General features: G+C 43.6%; 15 protein-coding genes. All 15 read left to right on the top strand.

Going from position 1 to position 18,691, the window contains the following annotated elements; all coding sequences use genetic code 11:
• Positions 1-6: 6 nt before the first annotated feature.
• The 15 genes from CS948_RS17420 (at position 7) to CS948_RS17350 (ending at position 18,638) form a co-directional block, all read left to right on the top strand.
• Entirely contained in the window at positions 7-399 is a 393-nt protein-coding gene (locus CS948_RS17420; protein WP_099293143.1) for a hypothetical protein, read from the top strand.
• Between the two features lie 499 nt (positions 400-898).
• Complete coding sequence (locus tag CS948_RS17415) at positions 899-1,342, top strand: type IV pilin protein (protein WP_255302064.1); 444 nt, start codon at positions 899-901, stop codon at positions 1,340-1,342.
• Between the two features lie 7 nt (positions 1,343-1,349).
• Positions 1,350-1,823, top strand: a complete 474-nt coding sequence (locus CS948_RS17410; protein ID WP_099293141.1) for a hypothetical protein — start codon at positions 1,350-1,352, stop codon at positions 1,821-1,823.
• A complete protein-coding gene (locus CS948_RS17405) occupies positions 1,820-3,238 on the top strand; it encodes a GspE/PulE family protein (RefSeq protein ID WP_099293139.1) in 1,419 nt (472 codons plus the stop codon). The genes CS948_RS17410 and CS948_RS17405 overlap by 4 nt, the downstream gene beginning before the upstream one ends.
• A 65-nt stretch (positions 3,239-3,303) precedes the next feature.
• Positions 3,304-5,211 carry a type II secretion system protein GspD gene (locus CS948_RS17400; protein WP_255302063.1) on the top strand — a complete coding sequence of 636 codons (1,908 nt, stop codon included), beginning with the start codon at positions 3,304-3,306 and terminating at the stop codon, positions 5,209-5,211.
• A 44-nt stretch (positions 5,212-5,255) separates the two neighbouring features.
• Positions 5,256-6,269, top strand: a complete 1,014-nt coding sequence (locus CS948_RS17395) for a hypothetical protein (protein ID WP_099293137.1) — start codon at positions 5,256-5,258, stop codon at positions 6,267-6,269.
• Positions 6,266-6,769, top strand: a complete 504-nt coding sequence (locus tag CS948_RS17390; protein ID WP_099293135.1) for a hypothetical protein — start codon at positions 6,266-6,268, stop codon at positions 6,767-6,769. The genes CS948_RS17395 and CS948_RS17390 overlap by 4 nt, the downstream gene beginning before the upstream one ends.
• Positions 6,770-6,810: 41 nt before the next feature.
• Positions 6,811-7,194 (top strand): hypothetical protein, encoded by a 384-nt coding sequence (locus CS948_RS17385; protein ID WP_099293133.1) that lies wholly within the window; start codon positions 6,811-6,813, stop codon positions 7,192-7,194.
• The gene (locus CS948_RS17380; RefSeq protein WP_099293131.1) at positions 7,191-7,655 is read left to right on the top strand and encodes a hypothetical protein; all 465 of its coding nucleotides are present in this window, start codon (positions 7,191-7,193) and stop codon (positions 7,653-7,655) included. Before CS948_RS17385 ends, CS948_RS17380 begins: the two co-directional genes overlap by 4 nt.
• Complete coding sequence (locus CS948_RS17375) at positions 7,652-8,890, top strand: hypothetical protein (protein ID WP_099293129.1); 1,239 nt, start codon at positions 7,652-7,654, stop codon at positions 8,888-8,890. Before CS948_RS17380 ends, CS948_RS17375 begins: the two co-directional genes overlap by 4 nt.
• On the top strand, positions 8,878-9,231 hold the full coding sequence (locus CS948_RS17370; protein WP_099293127.1) for a hypothetical protein: 354 nt from the start codon (positions 8,878-8,880) through the stop codon (positions 9,229-9,231). The genes CS948_RS17375 and CS948_RS17370 overlap by 13 nt, the downstream gene beginning before the upstream one ends.
• Entirely contained in the window at positions 9,228-9,758 is a 531-nt protein-coding gene (locus CS948_RS17365; protein ID WP_099293125.1) for a hypothetical protein, read from the top strand. The genes CS948_RS17370 and CS948_RS17365 overlap by 4 nt, the downstream gene beginning before the upstream one ends.
• Positions 9,742-10,803 (top strand): type II secretion system F family protein, encoded by a 1,062-nt coding sequence (locus tag CS948_RS17360; protein WP_255302062.1) that lies wholly within the window; start codon positions 9,742-9,744, stop codon positions 10,801-10,803. Before CS948_RS17365 ends, CS948_RS17360 begins: the two co-directional genes overlap by 17 nt.
• 105 nt (positions 10,804-10,908) lie before the next feature.
• Positions 10,909-13,989 carry an RHS repeat domain-containing protein gene (locus CS948_RS17355; RefSeq protein ID WP_099293123.1) on the top strand — a complete coding sequence of 1,027 codons (3,081 nt, stop codon included), beginning with the start codon at positions 10,909-10,911 and terminating at the stop codon, positions 13,987-13,989.
• Positions 13,990-14,018: 29 nt separating this feature from the next.
• Positions 14,019-18,638, top strand: a complete 4,620-nt coding sequence (locus CS948_RS17350) for an RHS repeat domain-containing protein (protein WP_176555104.1) — start codon at positions 14,019-14,021, stop codon at positions 18,636-18,638.
• Positions 18,639-18,691 lie beyond the last annotated feature (53 nt).

Raw genomic sequence — 18,691 nt, 5'->3', positions numbered from 1 at the left:
AATATTATGAATGAATTTTCAAAAAGAATTTTCAAATTTTGGGCTTATACTGTTAGTCATAGTTTTTTAATATTACGAAGCCCTCGTGCGTTTGCTGATCAAGATGGTTATGATGACTCTTTAGAATATAATATTGATATTGAGTTTTCTGCAGTAGCTTATCTGGATGTTCCAACTATTATGCATGGACTAAAAATAAATCAAATGAAATATAATATTCCGGAAAGATTAGTTCATTACAAATTAGATTTAGGATATAAAATTTATGAAATAGAATCGGAAGGGAAATTTTATTACATTGTTGCAAGTAGTTGTAGAGTCGGGAAATCGAGATGGATTTCTGAAGATCGAATTCAGGACATGGATTTAGAGTATGAGGAAGTAATGATTATTGCTTGAGGCTTGTATTAAATTGAATGTATTATTTTGAAAAAAGTTTACTTTGTGGAATTGTTTTAGAAGTATAAAGAGGTATTGAAAGGTCGAGGAGGAGAAATGAAGAACCTCCCCGCCGGGGGATATTGTGTTACCTTGAAAAAAGTTTACTTGTAAAGTAACTTTAGGTTGTGTATAGAATTTAAAAAAAATCGAGGAGGAAAATCATAGTATCTTCTCGATTTTTGTTTTGTGATGAGTATAGTATAGAGTGTCTACTTGCGGAGTTATTTCTATCGTAGTATTAATGCTAACTGTAATGAGTTTGGTGGAGAGTATGAGCGAAGGAAGAAAATTAATAAAATAAACGTGAATAAAATTTGGAAAATCTTGATTTTTTATGTATATTTATACACTGACTTTATGGCGAGAAAGAGATAACGTGATGTGGGTCTGTAAAGAGCAGTCCTGAAGGTGGTATTTTTAAGAATTGTAATATTAATAAATTTAGTTCTGGTTGAAAATGAGAACAATTCAAAAATTACTGAGACGAGGACGGCATGATCTAAAGGGCAAATCTTTTGCGGCTTTTTCTTTGCCGGAGTTATTGGTGGTGCTGGTGATAATCGGTATCCTGGTGTTAATCGCGTTACCCAATCTGATGCCTTTGATTTCGAAGGCGAAGAGCACGGAGGCGCAGCAACAGCTGGTGTTTTTACACACGTTGCAGAAAAGTAATTTTTACACGTATTCACGTTATTCCACTTCGTTGGAAGATCTTGGGTTTGAGCAGTCGAAGTTGTCCACGGAAGGGGGAAATGCCAATTACAAAATCGAGATTATCGAGGCGAACGAGAAAGGGTTCCGGGCGAGGGCTACTGCCGTGGTCGATTTTGATGGTGACGGGGAGTATAACGTGTGGGAGATTAATCAAGACAAGGAACTGAAGGAGATAACCAAGGATTGATCCCCGGATGGAACTCGTGGCTTTTGTTCCGCTTGCCTGGATGATCCGGTCGGATTACAGGGAGCGGGTGGTTCGTTTGTATCCCTTGTTGTTTTTCGGGATATTCACCGTGGCGGGAAGTTGTTGGATTTACGGGTGGAGGGAGTGCTTGCTACAGGTGGTTGGCGGCGTGTGTGTGTTGGGCTTTTTGATGGCAGGAGTACTTTTGTACTTTTCCGTGAGGTACGGGAGGAAGATGAACTCGTTCAAGGAGTATATGGGGTTGGGGGATGTGTTGTTCTTGCTTTGTTTAACACCCTCTTTCGGGGTGAGAGAGTTCACGTTGTTTTTGATTGCGGCTTTCGTGTTGACGTTGTTGTGGTGGGGATTCCGTTTGCGGGGGAAAGAGATTGACCGGGGGATTCCTCTGGTGTCGACAGTGGGATTATGTTACGTGTGTTATATACTATATCGTTTACTATATCGTTGGATAGAATTATGAAAGAGTTTGCTGTTGCCACGGAGGCCTTGGAATTGCTGACTGCAAGGGAAGCCCGGGAGTATCGCCTGATTCCTTTCGAGGTGAAAGGCGGGGAGTTTTGTGCTTATGGCGAGATGGGGACGGATTACGAGAATATCGTGATGGAGGTGGAAGTGTTGACGGGTAAGCGATTGAAAGTGATTCCGTTGTCGGGAGAAGAGTTTGCACGTTTGCTCGGACAATATTACAGGCAGGATCGGCAGACGAAGCGAAATGGTCGGGACGGGGGAGCCCTGCTTGCCGGGGGAAAAGGTTTTTTGCACGGGTTGATCGAGGAGGCTTACCGGGAACATGCCAGTGATATTCACTTGGAGTCGTACGAGGGAAGGTGCCGGGTGAGATTCCGTATTGACGGGAAGTTGCTGGAGCGGCACGTGGTGGAGAAAGGAAATTACGCGGCTCTGGTGAATCAGGTGAAGATCCTTGCCAATTTGGATATTTCGGAAAAGCGATTGCCGCAGGACGGGCGTATTTTGCATGATTCGGGCGGGAATAGGTTTGACGTGCGGGTTTCGTCGCTGCCGACGATCCACGGGGAGAAGGTGGTGATGCGTTTGTTGACGCGGCAGGTGGAGTTGTTGGAATTGGGAAACTTGGGATTTAGCCGTGAACAACTGGAGGCGTACTTGTCGGCGATTCGTCACCCGCATGGGCTGGTGTTGATTAGTGGTCCCACCGGGTCGGGGAAAAGTACCACGTTGTACGCTACACTTCGTTTGTTGAACGATATAGCGAGTAATATTCTCACGATAGAGGACCCCGTGGAGTACACGTTGGAGGGGGTTAATCAAGTGCAGTTGAAGGAGGAGATCGGTTTGACGTTCACGAGTGCCTTGCGGACATTTCTGCGGCAGGATCCGGACGTGATTATGTTGGGAGAGATTCGGGATGCCGACACGGCACAGATGGCGATCCGCAGTTCGTTGACCGGGCATTTGATTTTTTCCACGATTCACACGAATAGCGCGTGGGGAAGTGTTTCCCGTTTGATCGATATGGGGGTGCATCCTTACCTGATTTCCGACACGTTGATATTGTGCATGGCCCAGCGGTTGGTACGTTTGCTTTGTCCGGAGTGTAAACAGAAGATGGAGGTCGATGAACAGACAAGGAAATTATTGGGGAAAGATTTCAAAGGTGCGGATTTATATAAAGCGGTGGGGTGCGAGAGTTGTTATTACACGGGATATAGCGGGCGAAAAGCGATTTACGAGGTGATACCCGTGGATGAGGAGATGGCGGGGGCAATCCGGGAGGCAAAAAGTGACGTGGGGAAGTTGTTGGAGGAAAGGCGTATCCGAACGTTGGGTGATTCGGCGATGGAGTTGTTGCTGGCAGGGAAGACGTCGCTGGAGGAGGTGTTGCCGTTTATGTAATTGAAAATTGAAAGTGGAGAATTGAAAATGAGAAGGTTTGGAATTTATCACGAAATACTATGTATATGATGAAATGGAATGTGATTTTGATATTCGGCGTGTTGTTGTTGAGTTTGGGGAATGTAGGGGGGCAGACGAGAGTGGCGGAGGTGAGCATGGATTCGGTACGGAACAGGCTGGAACGGGTGGCGGCATTGGATAGTGCTTATTTCACGGAGATTGATTTGTCGGTGGGACGATTGCCGATAGGTGAGTTATTGCGGAATATCGCTCGTGTACACGGTGTGAACCTATGCGTGAAGGTGGACGAGGGACGAACGGTGACTTGTAATTTTAACCGGGCGAAGTTGATTGATTTGTTGGAGTTTTTGTGTAAGGAGTATAATTTAAATTTGGAGGCGATGGGGAATATCGTGGTGTTGAACGAGCCCTTGCCGGAAGTCGTTCCGCCCCGGGAGATTCAAGTGGAGATAGACAGCACGGGAAAGAATTTGTCCTATGATTTGCTGGATGATGATTTGGTGAAGGTGGTCAAGCGAGTGACGGCATTGACCGGGGTGAATATAACGATTCCCCGGGAGTTGTACGCCACGCGGGTGTCCGGTTTCGCGGCGGGTTTACCCGTGGACGAGGCGATACGCACTCTGGCTTCCGTGAACGGGTTGGAAATCGAGCGGACGAAGGCAGGCGGATGGGTTTTATTGGCACCGTTACCGCAGGCGGGAAATAACCCGGCTTTGGCTTCTTCTTACAGTCGCAGGAGGAATTTTGCTCCCGACCAGATTCGGGTGGATAGCACGGGACGCGTAACCGTGGCGGTGAACAAGGGTAATATTCACGATATCGTGTTGGAAGTTTGCGAATTGTTGAAAATGAGTCGGTTGTTCCTGACTTCATTGGACCAGCAGACGTCCGTGTTCGTGAAAGACGTGGATGTCCCCACGCTATTGAACGTGTTGTTTGCAGGAACGCCGTTCACGTATCAGGTGGAAGGGGGAATACACGTGTTCGGTTCCACGGCGAAAGATAAAACACTGGTGACTACCCGGGTAATCCCGTTACGCTACCGGACGGTGGATAAAGTGGCAGAGTTGATTCCGGCGGTGTTGAAGAACGGAACACAGGTACAGGTTTTCGCGGAACAAAACAGTATCATTGCCAGCGGGAGCAGTCGGCAGGTGGAGGCGGTGGAATCTTTCCTGGGGGAGATAGACCAGAGTATCCCGCTCGTGACGATAGAGGTGTTGATCGTGGACAGCAAGAAGAGTGTGTTGCACGAGGTGGGGATTGAAGCGGGCATAGGAAAGGACGGTCCGGCAAAAACAGCAGGAACGTTGAGCCCGGGCGTGGAGATGTCTTTGTCGGCAACTTCTATTAATAGGCTGATTAACAGTTTTAACGGATTCGGTTCTATTAACTTGGGGAAGGTTACCCCTAATTTTTACATGAATTTGCAAGCCTTGGAGGCATCGGGGAATATAGAGTTGCGTTCCACGCCGAAGTTATCCACGTTGAACGGGCATCAGGCGACGTTGAAGAGTGGCGAGACGAAGTATTACAAGGAGGTGCAGACAAATTATTACGGTTCGCAGACTCCCGTCCCCTCGGAATCATACACGTGGAAACAGGTGGAGGCGAATTTGAGTCTGGAGATTACTCCTTTCGTGAGCAAGGACGGGAAGATCACGATGAATGTGAAGATCGAGCAAAGTCAGTTTACCGAACGGGAAGGGAAGGTGGACGAAGAAGCCCCGCCGGGAGCCGTTACCCGTAGTTTCGAGTCGCAGATACAGGTACGTGACGGGGAGATGGTTTTACTCGGGGGACTTGATAATAACACGAGAGAGAAATCGTCCAGCGGGTTGCCTTTTATTGCCCGTATTCCCGTGTTGAAGTGGTTGTTCGGGAAAACAAAGAATAATAAAGTAGACCAGAAGTTGAACGTGTTTATAAAGCCGCAAGTGATCTACTGATTCTGTGATTGGGAGATTTATGATTTTGTGATTAAATGAATAATATGAAGTGGTTAGAGGTAGTTTTTAAGCGGGTTGTCGTGGTTTTCGTCCGGTTGCAGAAGGATGAAACGATGAAGGTGGACGTGGTACGTACAATTCGGGATAAGCATGGAACACGGGTGGAGAGTGCCGTGACGGGCATGGAGCCGGAAGAGTTGGGGGGAATGAAGCTGAAAGACCCCGTGTTGGCGGTTGTTTCCGGTCACGGGGTGATCCGGAAAGTGTTTCAGGCGGAAGACGCGGACGGGATGGAACGGGTGACAGGAAACGAAGAGTTGATATATTCCCGTTCGGGAGAAGAGAAGGGGGAGGTGACGTTGTGTTTTACCCGTCGGGAACGGATTGTTTCATTGGAGGAGATGATTTCGCGGGAACGGATGCCGGTATTGGAAATGTGCGTGGCGTGTGGCGACGGAAAAACAACGGATGATGCGGCGTTGCTTTTGGCGGGGCGTTTTTACGGGAATAAAGTCGGTTGGCGGGAGTTGGTTCACGGGGGAATACGCGGCGATCGGCTGGCGGGATTGGTTGCCGACAAGATAAAAATGGTGATGTTGTGCAGTCTGTTGGTTTTGTTGCTGGTGAATTATTTGTGGAATGGTGCTGTTCGGGAAAGGTATGCCGGTCAACAGATCGAGATGTCGTCGTTGGAACGGGATGTGTCGAACCGGGAGAAGCTGTCCCGCGAGATGGAGAACGTGGTGCGGGAATTCAAGGGAAACGGGGTAAAACGTTATTGCGCGATACTGGACCGGATAGCGGCGGTTGTCCCCCCGAAAGTGAATTTAGAAACCTTGACGGTGAATCCTTTATTAAAAACGATAGAGGAACGGAAGTCTCTCGTGTTGCGGGAGGGATACGTGGAATTGACGGGAGAGACGCCCGTTTCAGGGGAAGTGACCGTTTTCACGGGTGCGTTGGCGGAATGTGATTTCGCTCGTCAGGTGAAATTGCTTTCGTTGGATAAAGACCGGGAGACGGGAATGTTTCACTTTAAAATACTGATTGATTTATGAAGAAGTGGAAAGAGCATCGGGGTTTGCTGAAATTGGTCGGTATTGTCGTGATGGTGCCTTTGGTGGCATGGTTTTTCGGTTTTCGCCAGACGGTACAGCTTTGGCGGGAATGTGAATCGCGGCAAGAAACGATATCCCGTTTGTCCGTGAATGAACCGGGGAAGGTCACCTGTTTGCCGGAAAATGAAGTGACAGGTAAGCAGGTGTTGAATAACGGGGTGCTATTGGAACGAATCGGGAAAGAGGTGGAGAGTAACGGGGTGAAAATCGTGAAATATACGCCTTATTTAACTCGGGAGGAAGGGAGGCTGTTGGTGCACACGGGGGAACTCGTGTTATCCGGGAATTTCGTTTCGTTGCTTCGGGTGATGCATCGTGTGGAGATTGACGAGGGACTGGGGCGTATCGTTTCGGTCGGGTTCCGTTTGTTTCGTGATCGGGCGAAAAAAGAGCGTCAGTTGAGAATGACGTTGGTAGTACAACAGTTGACGGTCAGCTGATAATTGAAAATGGAGAATTGAAAATGATAAAAAATAGAGATATGAAATGGTTTGGATTTGTTTTGATAGCGTTCGGAATACTGGGGTGTAGGGATGTGTTTGAGAAGGATATATCGAAAAAGGAGGTGGGGTTGCTGGCTCCGGCGGATAGCGTGGAAACGGTTCACAAGACATTGACGTTCGCGTGGGAAGAACGGGACGGTGCCACGGGATACCGTTTGGTGATTGTGTCGCCTTCTTTCGAACGTGCGGAATTGTATTTGCTGGATACTTTGGTGGCGGGTTATAATTACACGTGTACCTTGGAACCGGGAGATTACGCGTGGGGAGTACGTCCTGAAAACTCGGCATACGAGGGGATTTTTACCCGACGGGTATTTACCGTGCTGGAGGATTCGGATGATGAAACACCGGAAGAGCCATGAAAGCCTTGAAAGACAAGAAATCCGTTATCATGTTGCTTGTCGTGGCGGCGGTGATATGGGGGATTATCATTTATCGGGTAGTGGAATATAGCGGAGGGGGAGTCGTGCAAACCGCGGCAGGTGGTCAAAAACGGGTTGCGACAGATAAATTGCCGGATACTTTACGATTGGATTACCGGGATCCTTTTCTGGGTACGATACGACATACCCCGGTGAAAAACGTGAAGACGGGAAAAAACGTTGTCACGGCGGAAGAGCCGGAATCCCCGCCGGAATTCCGTTTTGCCGGGAAGATACGGAAAGGGAAACGGGATTTCTGGTTGGTCGAGGCGGGTGGGGAAACCCGTTTGGTGGCTGCTAGTGCGAAATGTATTGACGATTACCGGGTGGAAAAGGTGTACCCGGATTCGGTTCGTTTGCGAAAAGGCAAAAGAATTTACACGCTTAAGATCGGTTTATGAAAACGGGGAAGCATGCCTTTGCCGCGTCGATACTTGCCACGGTGTTGGTGGTGAGCACGCTCATGTTGCTGGGGGTGTTGCTGGTGATCGAATTGTGGAATTTCGATTTTACCCGCTACTACCTTTATCAACGGGAGGAGCAGGCACGGGCGAACGTGGAATCGGGCTTTCTGCTTTACGAGAAGGATAGTACGCTATATTCCCGCCGGGCGGATGACGGTTCCGTGTTGCTGTTCGAGGGGGACGAGAGTTCGAGGGTGTACTACAAGCGGGAGCGATGGGGCATGTATGAAGTGGTAAGCGTGAGAAACGGCAAGCGGGAATCTATACGCCTCGTGGGAAAAAGCGCGGAGAGCCGTTACGGGGCAACTCTTTATATCCCCGAGAACGGGCAGGCGTTTTCGTTGACAGGCAGGACTTTCGTGGAGGGTGATGTCTATTTGCCGCAGAACGGGATTTCGTACACGCAGGTACGGTCAGAGTTTTTCAAGGGGAAGGCTTTGAAAGAGGAGCAAATTAAAACGAGCGGGGAGGATCTTCCGGTGCTGGACGCCGAGAGCCGGGAGGTGGCGGAAGTTTTGCATTCCGGCGTGGGAGAAAGGGACTGGTTGGAGAATGGCTCCGTGTTGGAGAGTGCTTTTTTTGATGAACCGGTTCTGCGGGCTGACGTGGGAGAATATCTTTCCGGCGTACGGGTGAAAGGACGTGTGGTACTTTACGCTTCCGGGACTTTGTTCGTGGAGCGGGATGTTCGTTTGGACGGGGTTATTCTCGTGGCGCAACAGGTGGAATTTGCCGATGACTTTTCGGGGTGCGTGCAAGTGTTTGCCCGGGATACTATTTTGTTGGGAAACCGGGTTTGCCTGAAGGCAGGTTCGGGATTGCACCTGTGGCGGGAAGGGGAGAAAGGAGGGTTTGTCCGTTTGGGGGAACATTGCGAAGTGAACGGTTACGTGATCGTGAAAGCCGATGCGGACGACGGGGAACGGAAGCGTGCGGTGTACGTGCAGCCGGAATCTTCCCGGGTACGGGGGCTGGTGTTTGTCGACGGGATCGCGGAGGTACATGGAACGGTGACGGGCAGTTTGTATGCCCGGGGATGCTATTATTTTGCTCCCGAGGGGTATTACTCGGGAATATTGCACAATGCCGTGTTGCCGGGGAATCCGGGGCTGGTTTATCCCTTGCTGCTGGAGGGACCATACGAAAGGAGGACGGTGAGATGGCTGGATTGAACAAGTCGCTGGAGGCATCCTCGCTGATCGAGTGTGTCGTGGCGTCGGTTATCTTGCTAGCGAGTTTCGCGATCACGATGGAGATGTTGACCCGCGTGACATTGAAAGAGAGCGACCCTGCGGAGAACGTGAAAATGGAATTGTCGTTGCGGGAATGCCGGCGGGAGTATGGTGACGGGTGCCATGTCCCCGGTAATTATTCGCGGGAAAACGATTGGGGTACGCTGGAGATCACGATCCGGCAGTATGGATGCGGGTTGCAACATATAAGTATCAAGGCTTTGCCTCGCCGGGGGGTGAAGAACGTGAGATACGATTACCTGGTTAAAGAAGAGTTATGAAAAAGAGAAAGATACACGAGTTCCGGGCAGCCACGTTAGCCGAGATGCTGGTCGTGATCGTCGTGTCGGGTATCCTGTTTATAGCCTTGTTTGACGGGGTTAATTTAGTCAAACGTTACATGAATCGGTTGAATCGGGGTCTATCGACGGGACATGTTTTACTGGATGATTTTCAACAAATGGATCATCTGTTCCGAACAAGCGACAGCGTGCTGCTCGTGGATGAGAAATTTCATTTCTACCGTGACGGGGAGAGAAGTGCATCGGGAGAGGTGCGGGATTCCATGTGGCTTTATACATGGGAAAGCGGGCAAGATACTTTGTTTAGGGGAGTGGAAGAGACGAAGGTGATTTTCGAGATAAGGTATCCCGTCCGGGTAGATAGTCTGGGGATTCGTTTTCGTTACCGGGGGAAGGAACTCTATTTTATGTTCGGTCGTGAAAATCGGGCGGAAGAGGATTGGGAAACCTGTGCCGTGGATGTGGAAAATCAATTTAAACAAGAAGATGATGATGACGTGGAATAATCATGGACAAGAGATCAAGGACGGGAAAAAAGAGATGCTTTTCTCGGAGCTTTATTCATTATTGACATCGGGATTGGATTTCGGGCGTTCTTTCCGTTTATTAATCGAGGGGGAGGGTGACAAGCACCTGAGGCGTTTGTTGGAATCGCTATACGCGTCCGTGGTAAAGGGTAAGACTCTATGGGAAAGTTTTGCCGGCAGTAAACGGTTTTCGGCGTTGGACTGTGGCGTTTTGCGTATCGGGGAGGAGACGGGGCGTATTGACGAATCATTACGTTTTCTGGCAGACTATTACCACAAGCGGATAGAACAACGTCGGATGGTGACGGGAGCGATTAGTTACCCGTTGATTATTCTCGTGACGGCGGTAGTGGTACTCGTGTTTATGATCACGGTGATCGTGCCCATGTTCGAGCAGGTGTATGCCCGTATGGGAGGCGAACTACCGGGTATTACACGCTGGATTATCGGGGTCTCCAATAGTTTTCCCAATTATTTACTCGTTGCTTTGGTGATCATGTCATTGATTGCCATTTATTTCCTCTTGTACGGGAAAACGGATGCAACCCGGGCATTTATGGCGAAAGTGGTGTTAAAGATGCCGTTAGCAGGTGAATTGATTCGGAAAAATTACCAGGCTCGCTTTTGTAAATTGCTTTACTTGTTATGTAGCTCGGAAGTACCCTTGCTACGAGGGATAGAGATGCTGAAAGATATTATCACGTTTTATCCTTACCAACGTTCTTTCGGCACGATCGCCGAAGGGCTGCGGAAAGGAGAATTCTTCGCGGATAAACTGGGTGAATACCCTGATATATACGACCGTAAATTGTACACGTTGGTACGGGTGGGAGAAGAGACCAATCGACTGGAGGATATGTTGTTAAAGCAAGGAGAAGATTTGACGAGGGAACTGGAACACAAACTGAAACAAATGGGAAATCTGATGGAGCCTGTTCTTATCTTGGGGGTGGGAGGGCTTGTCGCAATAGTGCTTATATCTATGTACTTGCCGATGTTTAGGCTAGGGGGTGTCATCGGCTGACTTGAACGAGTGTTGAATTTGAAATTTTTTGCCTATGGGGAAGGAAAAACTAAAAAATTATCAGAAGTGTTTTATTAAGATTTGTAGAAAATTAAATAACAAAATATGGAAAAGAATGTAATTATAAAGAAAAAATATTCATTAATACGGCTATTTTATATTAGTATTTTGATGATTTTACCACAATTGGGATCAGCACAAGAATTTTATGTTGGAGCTTTCTCTATTCCTCCTTCTCCGGAATCCTCTTCATTAATTAGAAGTGTTAATGTACCTGTAGACAAATATACGGGGGCGGCCAATATACAAATTCCATTATACACGATAAGTACTCAAGACATACAGATACCAATATCATTAACATATCAGTCTTCAGGAATTAAATTACAAGATGTAGCTACATGGGTTGGTTTAGGTTGGAATTTATCCGCAGGAGGAAGGATTACGAGAGTTGTTCGACATCTTCCAGATGAAAGAGGATATTCGAGCCAAGAGAATAGTCATTGGAGTCAAATTCAAAATTTGAGTGGTTGGAATAGAAATAATTTTGAATCTAGACTTAAAAATATGGATACGGAACCGGACGTGTTCTATTTTGAAATTCCAGGACGTTCTGGGATGTTTGTAGTGGATGCGAATGGTGTCGCTCATACGATACCCTATCAAAAATTAAAAATTGAATGGGTAGGACGTTATTCCTTCATGTTAACCGATGAACAGGGTGTGAAATACACGTTTAGAACCGTGGAGACCACAGAGTCAGTTGTTAAAGACGGGACAGTAACCAAAACGATAAGTTTTACTTCCTCTTGGTATCTCGATAAAATAGAAACGGTGACGGGTAATGCTATTAATTATACATACACGAAAGGTAATGATTACGAGTTTTACAACTATAATAAAAGGTATATATTGAAGTTCCATGATATTGGAGAGCGAAAGGTGGATATAGAACAACAACAAGAACAAAATACTTTAGTTAAAATTAAAGAACCAAAATATTTAAGTCGAATTTCTTGGGGAAATGAATCGTTAGTATTTGAATCGACAGAGGGCCGACCTGATATAGAGGGAGCAAGAAAACTAACCGGTATTAAATTGGCAGTAAATGGCAATTTATACTGGAAATCCATATTATTCACTTATTCTGCTTTTTCTGGACCCGCATCATTCTCTCATACAGCATTGAGATTGGATAAGGTCGAGGAAGTTGCTTACACTGGCGAAAAACGTTTGTTGAATAAATTTCAATATAATGTTAATTCTTTGAGAAAACGGAACTCCAGTACTTATGATCACTGGGGATACGCAAATTTCACTGGAGGAGGTTTAACCGGACATCCCAGATTTACATGCGGTGTACGAAGCTCATCAGGAGGAGTACATTTCGGGTACCTTGAGGGAGAGTCGAGGGAAGTGGATACCGTGTGTAATCAATTTGGAATGCTAAAACGAATATACTATACCGAGCGTAGTTTTAAAGAATTTGAATTTGAGTCTAACCGGGCGTTGATTAACGGATATGATAGATTTCAGGGAGGTTTAAGAATAAAAAAAATAAAAGAATACGAAAGTGTCAGTGCAAAGCCATTAGTCACATCATATTATTATACAAACTCCAATGGAAAGTCAAGTGGTGTAGCTTTCATGAATGATCCTTATTACTTGTATCCGATATACTATTCTTATGAAAAAATGAAGATACTAGGCGTGACTCAAAGTTACACGGCATATTATTATGTGGCATTTGATCAACCCATTCTTTCACCTTTTGATTTGAATGGAGCTTCAGTTGGATACTCGGAAGTGAAAGAAGTATATCCTAATGGTTCATGGAATATATATAAGTTTATCACGTCAAACGAGCTTCCGGATGAAGTACATGCGTGTTATGATGTTTATTCTGGAAATAGCGTAGGTACAGCGTTATTTACCCCAAATTCATCTAAATACTGGGCTCGTGGATTATTGAAAGAAATGAGAAGTTATAATGCCCAAGGAACAGAGACGTACAAGCAAGAATTCTTTTATAAAACGGATTTACGTGCTAGAGAAGAAATTACAGCATATATACCTTATTATTACGGGGAGAACATGAAAATTGGAAATGCTGATTTAAGGATACCTAAAATTGGTGTTTACAAATGGATATCACAACCTGTTGTCACATCATCAATCAAAGAATCAGGAACCGAAATTTTGTCGAAGACTACAACTTACACATATGATCCAAATTATTTAGAACCTAAAGAGATAACGCTTACTGATGCCATGAATACAGTATATAGAAGGACTATAACTTACCCTTTTGACTATTCTGTAGCTAACGCAGATATTACTAAAGTTAACGCTTATGCTCTGAAAATCATGAATCAAGAAAATATGATTAATTATCCAATTGAGATTATTCAATACAAGGACAATAAAATTATTGGAGGCACGATAAACGAGTATAAGTGTTTGGAGGAAACCTATGGGCTTTGGGATGCCCCAGTTTTGGATAAGATAAAAGAATTAAAGTTAACCGAGCCAGTAGCTTCATTAAATCCTTATGTTATTGGAGTAAGAGAGGACCCTAAATACAAAATCAGCAGATATTTTGATACTTATGACAAACAGGGTAAACTCGTGCAGTATCATGATCAAGATGGAGATACCGTTTCCTATATATACGGAAGTGGATATTTGCCAATAGCTGAAATATATAAAGCGGGTTACTCAAAGGAAAATAGAAAAAGTGAAGTGTATTTTCAAAATTTTGAAGGAAACGTGAACTGTGATTTGGCTTGGGCAAAAAGTGGGCGAAAAGCAGTACAAGGGCCTTACAATGTATTTTTATCCATTTTAAAACCAGGAGAATATCAAATGTCTTATTGGAAAAGTACTGATGGTGGGAAGACATGGGATAAGGTTGAAACACCATTAACGATAGATACATTCAATCCCGAAGACAGGGTGGTAATAGGAGATAAATCATGTTATATAGATGATATTATTATTGCTCCGGCTAAAGCAAGAATTAAATCATGTGGTTACCAGAGTGGAGTTGGAAAAGTATCGGAGACAGATTATAACGGGAATACCACTTATTACGAGTATGATAGTTTTGGACGTTTGATAGCTATCTATGATAATGATAGGAATTTGATAACTCGTTACGTGTACCATGATGCAACAACATATTGAGAAAAATGATAAACTAAATAATGGCGGTTATGAAAAAATTGTATTTAGTACTAGGTTTTTTATTCATCTCTATGTTTACATGGGGACAGGGATTAGATGGTATTGTTCGTTTTAATCCAGAAGGAATCAATACGGATGGTCGAGGAAAAAGAATTGAAGTAGAATTTACTTACCGGTATAACCTCGATGATTACCCTGTTTATCAGATGAAAAGGGATATTGTTAATTATGACAGGACAAATTTTGGTATTATAGGAGCAGAAGTTGAAGTATATTACACGAGTCGCACGACAGGAATATGGCAAATATATATACCAGAGAATTCTACCTCGTCTAATCGAAGGTTCGAATTTTCTGGTAGATATGCCAGTTTGATTATTGTTCAAACAGCTTTGCCGTCTATTTCCGTTTTCAATGTTTCTGGGGATGGAACTATTCTTCCAGGTCAGACACACAGGATTGTTTTAAGTGGATCACAAATAGGTATAACCTATTCCTTGATTCGAAATGATACGGGTAATACTGTCAAATATTTAAATGGAACGGGTGCGGCTCTTCAATTTGATGGAGATTATGAGGAAGGAATTTACAAAATTGTGGCGTGGAAAGATAATTACTCGAAAGACATGAATGGACGTGTTCGTATAACTTACCCGAGCATATTATCTTCAATAACGTCAATAACTCCTTTGCGATATAATTTCCCGAAAGAAGGCGGATGGCTAGAAGTTACGATAGAAACTTCAGTTGATGTAATCCCAGAAATAAGATTTTTCGAGCAATACGCACAAATGTGTAACCAAGGATTAAGACGAGAGTGGGATAACAATTTTCAAATTGTCGAAGTTAGGCCAATAGGATGGAATAAAGTATTATGGAGAATCAATGCTGAACGTTGTTTTGAGACGTTGCCTCCAAGAGGAGTGGCTTATTTTGGTAATCGTTTGTACCTTGATTTAGGTCAACAAGATGGGGATGGTATTTCGATTTATGATATTTCAGGAGGAGGAGTTCTTTATAATTCGTCTTCTTCTGCATACATAAAATTATCAGGTACTCAAGAAGGTTACACGTATCGTTTGTTAAAGAATGGAGAGGTTATGAAAACATTCACGGGTACCGGTCAAGAATACAGTAATAGTGTGTCGGAGCCAGGAAGATACACGATAGAGTGGTACTACAAGAATCGACGTGTTAGCATGAGGGGAAGCGCCCTTGTTGAGAGAGCAGATCCAAATTCATATACGTCGAATAAGAGCTATATCCTTACACGGTACTATATAGAGGCTAGTATGATGAATGTTGATGCAAAATACAACACGACGGTGTCTTACGTGGATGGCTTGGGACGACCTCTTCAAGATATTCTCGTGAAAGCTTCGCCTACTGGAAAAAATCTTTATTCATTCCATGTTTATGACAGTACCGGTCGAGAGACAAAAACGTATTTGCCATTAACCCTTTCTGGTAACCCGACTTACAATCAAAATATTATTACAGAGCAAACCACTCTTTACCAGAATCTTTACGGAGCCAATAATCCCGCCTACTCCGAAGTTCGATATGATAATTCTTCAAACGATAAGATTCTTGAACAGAGTAGCCCCGGAGCCTCATGGGAAATGGGAGGAGGACATACGACACGTTTTGCTTATAGAAAGAATACAACAGAAGATCAAGTGAAAAAATTTATTTTAGATGGAACTTCTCTTGTTCTAAATGGTTTTTATCCAGCTAATACGTTAGTCGTGTCTGAAATAACGAATCCTCAGGGTGATATTTCTTTTGAGTTTAAGGATTCTCGAGGACATGTTGTTGCGAAAAGAACAAAATCTGGTTCCGAACAAATATCAACTTATCAGGTGTTTGATGATTTAGAAAGGATTCGCTACGTGATTCCGCCCGCTCAAGAACAATTGTTTACATCCGGAATAAAGACATTACCAGAGCTTCAGAAATATTGTTTTTACACGGAATACGACGAATATGGTCGAGTATATAAACAATATATCCCTGGTGCCGGCTATAAAATAAACTTGTATGATAAACGAAGTCGTTTAGTATTATCGCAAAATTCACAACAACGACTTGATAATAAATGGGAGTTTATTAAATATGACGAGTATAATCGTTCTGTTATAACCGGGATATGTAGTGGTTCTGAAACAGAACACAAAACTGCCTTGGCCTCTCAGACAGTTTTTGGTGAGCGAAGGGGTACGGCTTTACATGGATATACGAATGTTACCTACCCGGTTTCTGTAACAGAAAATGAATGTCTGAATATTTTGTACTTTGACGATTATAATTGGGCCGGACAGTCGAATGTCTCTTTCTCGAACGGAGATGCTTTAGATCAGGTGAAGAATGATAATGTTGTTGGGAAGGCAACAGGTAAGAAAACAAAAATACTGGGAATCAGCACAAATCAGTGGTTGCTGTCTGCTATCTATTACAATTCAAGATACGAAAGTATCCAACATGTGGAACAATTATATCCATCAGGAATTAGTATCGTGTCAAATCTACTAAATTTTAAAGGGAATGTTATTCAGGTGAAACATAAACAAACACTTGGAAATGTCGTGAATGAATTGAATAAATACTTTACTTACGATGAGCAAGGGCGTCTTTTAAAAACGGAACAGCAAATAACAGGAGATAATGTTAATGGTAAAGTCCTTTTATCCGAGTGTACTTATGACGAGTTTGATCGAATGAGCACGAGTAAAATTCATAACGGAGCCCAAACAATAACGTATTCTTATGAAATCGGGGGTGCAATCACTAGCGTATCTTCGCCTTCTTTCAGTTATTATCTAGATTACGATAAAGTAAATGTATCTGGTGCTTCTGCTCGTTATGACGGAAATATAAATGCAATTCGGTGGAAAAATGGTAATGGGGTGGAAAAAGCCTATATTTATACCTATGATAAAATGAATCATTTAAATTCTGCGGCATATAAAGAGAATAACGGGGAATGGACAAATGATAATCGATACAAGGTTAGTGGGTTAACATACGATCAAAATGGGAATATAAAAACTTTAATCCGAAATAATTCTAGTGGGACTATTCTTCATAATTTAACTTACACGTATGCTGATGCAAGTAATGCTAATGCGGTAAGTAGTATAGTAAATAATGGGAGTACAAAAAACTTTAGTTATGACGAAAATGGTAACATGATCTCGGACGGGAATCGAGGTGTAACTATTTCCTATAACGAAATTAATTTACCGAAAGAAATAAGCAAAAGTTCTGAAATAATTTCGTACATTTACAATGCAAATGGCGAAAAATTAGCCATGAAAGTCGGGAGTTCTTTGACATATTACCGGGGATTAATGGTTTATAGTAATGATAATTTATCTCATATCATTCATCCGGAAGGATTGACCAGGAAAAGTGGTAATAGCTTTGTTTATGATTATGCATTATGTGATCATTTGGGAAGTACTAGAGTTTTACTTGAAGCATCTGGAAATACATTAGCCACGATTCAAACGATGGAATATTACCCGTTTGGTTTGGCATTCCAAAATAATAATCTTGATAAAAACAAGTATTTGTATAACGGTAAGGAATATCAAGATGCATCTATTGGAGGAAGCGTGTTTGGGACCTATGATTTTGGGGCTAGACTTTATGATCCCGTTGTCGCAAGATGGTTCTGTCAAGATCCTGCAGTTCAAATGATGAGTCCTTATTGCTATTGCGGGAATAATCCTGTGATAATGGTAGATCCCAATGGAGAATTCTCGTGGTTAGCTTTTGGTATAGGTGCTGCATTTGGAACTTTTTCTGGGGGAATGTTGGCTAATGGTGGACAAGTAAATCCTTTTAAGTGGGATTGGAGTTCTGGCAATACTTGGGGAAAGATATTGGGTGGTGCGGTTATTGGTGGAATGTCGGGTGCAATTGGTGCAGAGATTGCCGCTAGTGGAGGTTTTATGGCAAACACTATCGGTACTATGGCAGGAACTCTCAACTCTTCTCTTGGAATGTCTCTATTAAGTGACGGCCTAATAGACCCAGGAATTTCATTCGGGTTCGGTAACTTGAATTTGCGAAGTGGAAAATTTGATTTCTTCCTTGATGGAAATAATAAATGGTACGAGGATCTTGGATATGGTTTAGGTGCTTTTGCAACACTATCTGATGTTTGGTCTGGAATTAAAGGATCTTATAATGCCACAGGGAAATTGAGATTAGAAACGGACGGACATTCACAACTTTACAATTATCAAGATGGGAAAACTTTTTCTTGGGGTGCTATGGTCGGAGGACAGGGCAGTACACAACATTATGAACGTACATTGCCAACAGCTTTTAAAAGTTTAGATCCGGTTGTTGATTACACTAATTCTGAGACAAGCATTCTTTTACGATCTGTTGATATTAAGAGGGTCAATATTGCGGGTTATCAAAAATATATAAATACACTTCCCGGTGATATAAAGTATAAGATGGCGTTAATTATGCCCTTGAAAAATATGCATTGCACAATTGCAGCTTCCAGGGCTCTTTTATCTGGAGGTGTTTTTAATATTCCTATTTTGAGAACGCCGATGTTTTTGGATTTACAAATGCGAATTAGAGATTATGCATTTATGGGATATAATTTAAATAACTTGAAGCAATGAAAGGTGTTTTTGTTCATATCGTTTTTGGGGACGAATTTGAAAGCCCAACAATA

It is taken from the genome of Butyricimonas sp. Marseille-P3923 (genome assembly GCF_900184685.1).
GTDB lineage: Bacteria > Bacteroidota > Bacteroidia > Bacteroidales > Marinifilaceae > Butyricimonas > Butyricimonas muris.
This window is presented reverse-complemented; position numbering and strand designations above follow the sequence as displayed.

Bases quoted from the DNA above. Each gene is read 5' to 3' on its own strand.
- CS948_RS17390 (WP_099293135.1), top strand. From the start codon at position 6,266: ATGAAGAAGTGGAAAGAGCATCGGGGTTTGCTGAAATTGGTCGGTATT.
- CS948_RS17405 (WP_099293139.1), top strand. From the start codon at position 1,820: ATGAAAGAGTTTGCTGTTGCCACGGAGGCCTTGGAATTGCTGACTGCA.
- CS948_RS17365 (WP_099293125.1), top strand. From the start codon at position 9,228: ATGAAAAAGAGAAAGATACACGAGTTCCGGGCAGCCACGTTAGCCGAG.
- CS948_RS17385 (WP_099293133.1), top strand. From the start codon at position 6,811: ATGAAATGGTTTGGATTTGTTTTGATAGCGTTCGGAATACTGGGGTGT.
- CS948_RS17400 (WP_255302063.1), top strand. From the start codon at position 3,304: ATGATGAAATGGAATGTGATTTTGATATTCGGCGTGTTGTTGTTGAGT.
- CS948_RS17375 (WP_099293129.1), top strand. From the start codon at position 7,652: ATGAAAACGGGGAAGCATGCCTTTGCCGCGTCGATACTTGCCACGGTG.
- CS948_RS17350 (WP_176555104.1), top strand. From the start codon at position 14,019: ATGAAAAAATTGTATTTAGTACTAGGTTTTTTATTCATCTCTATGTTT.
- CS948_RS17410 (WP_099293141.1), top strand. From the start codon at position 1,350: ATGGAACTCGTGGCTTTTGTTCCGCTTGCCTGGATGATCCGGTCGGAT.
- CS948_RS17360 (WP_255302062.1), top strand. From the start codon at position 9,742: ATGATGACGTGGAATAATCATGGACAAGAGATCAAGGACGGGAAAAAA.
- CS948_RS17420 (WP_099293143.1), top strand. From the start codon at position 7: ATGAATGAATTTTCAAAAAGAATTTTCAAATTTTGGGCTTATACTGTT.
- CS948_RS17370 (WP_099293127.1), top strand. From the start codon at position 8,878: ATGGCTGGATTGAACAAGTCGCTGGAGGCATCCTCGCTGATCGAGTGT.
- CS948_RS17355 (WP_099293123.1), top strand. From the start codon at position 10,909: ATGGAAAAGAATGTAATTATAAAGAAAAAATATTCATTAATACGGCTA.
- CS948_RS17415 (WP_255302064.1), top strand. From the start codon at position 899: ATGAGAACAATTCAAAAATTACTGAGACGAGGACGGCATGATCTAAAG.
- CS948_RS17380 (WP_099293131.1), top strand. From the start codon at position 7,191: ATGAAAGCCTTGAAAGACAAGAAATCCGTTATCATGTTGCTTGTCGTG.
- CS948_RS17395 (WP_099293137.1), top strand. From the start codon at position 5,256: ATGAAGTGGTTAGAGGTAGTTTTTAAGCGGGTTGTCGTGGTTTTCGTC.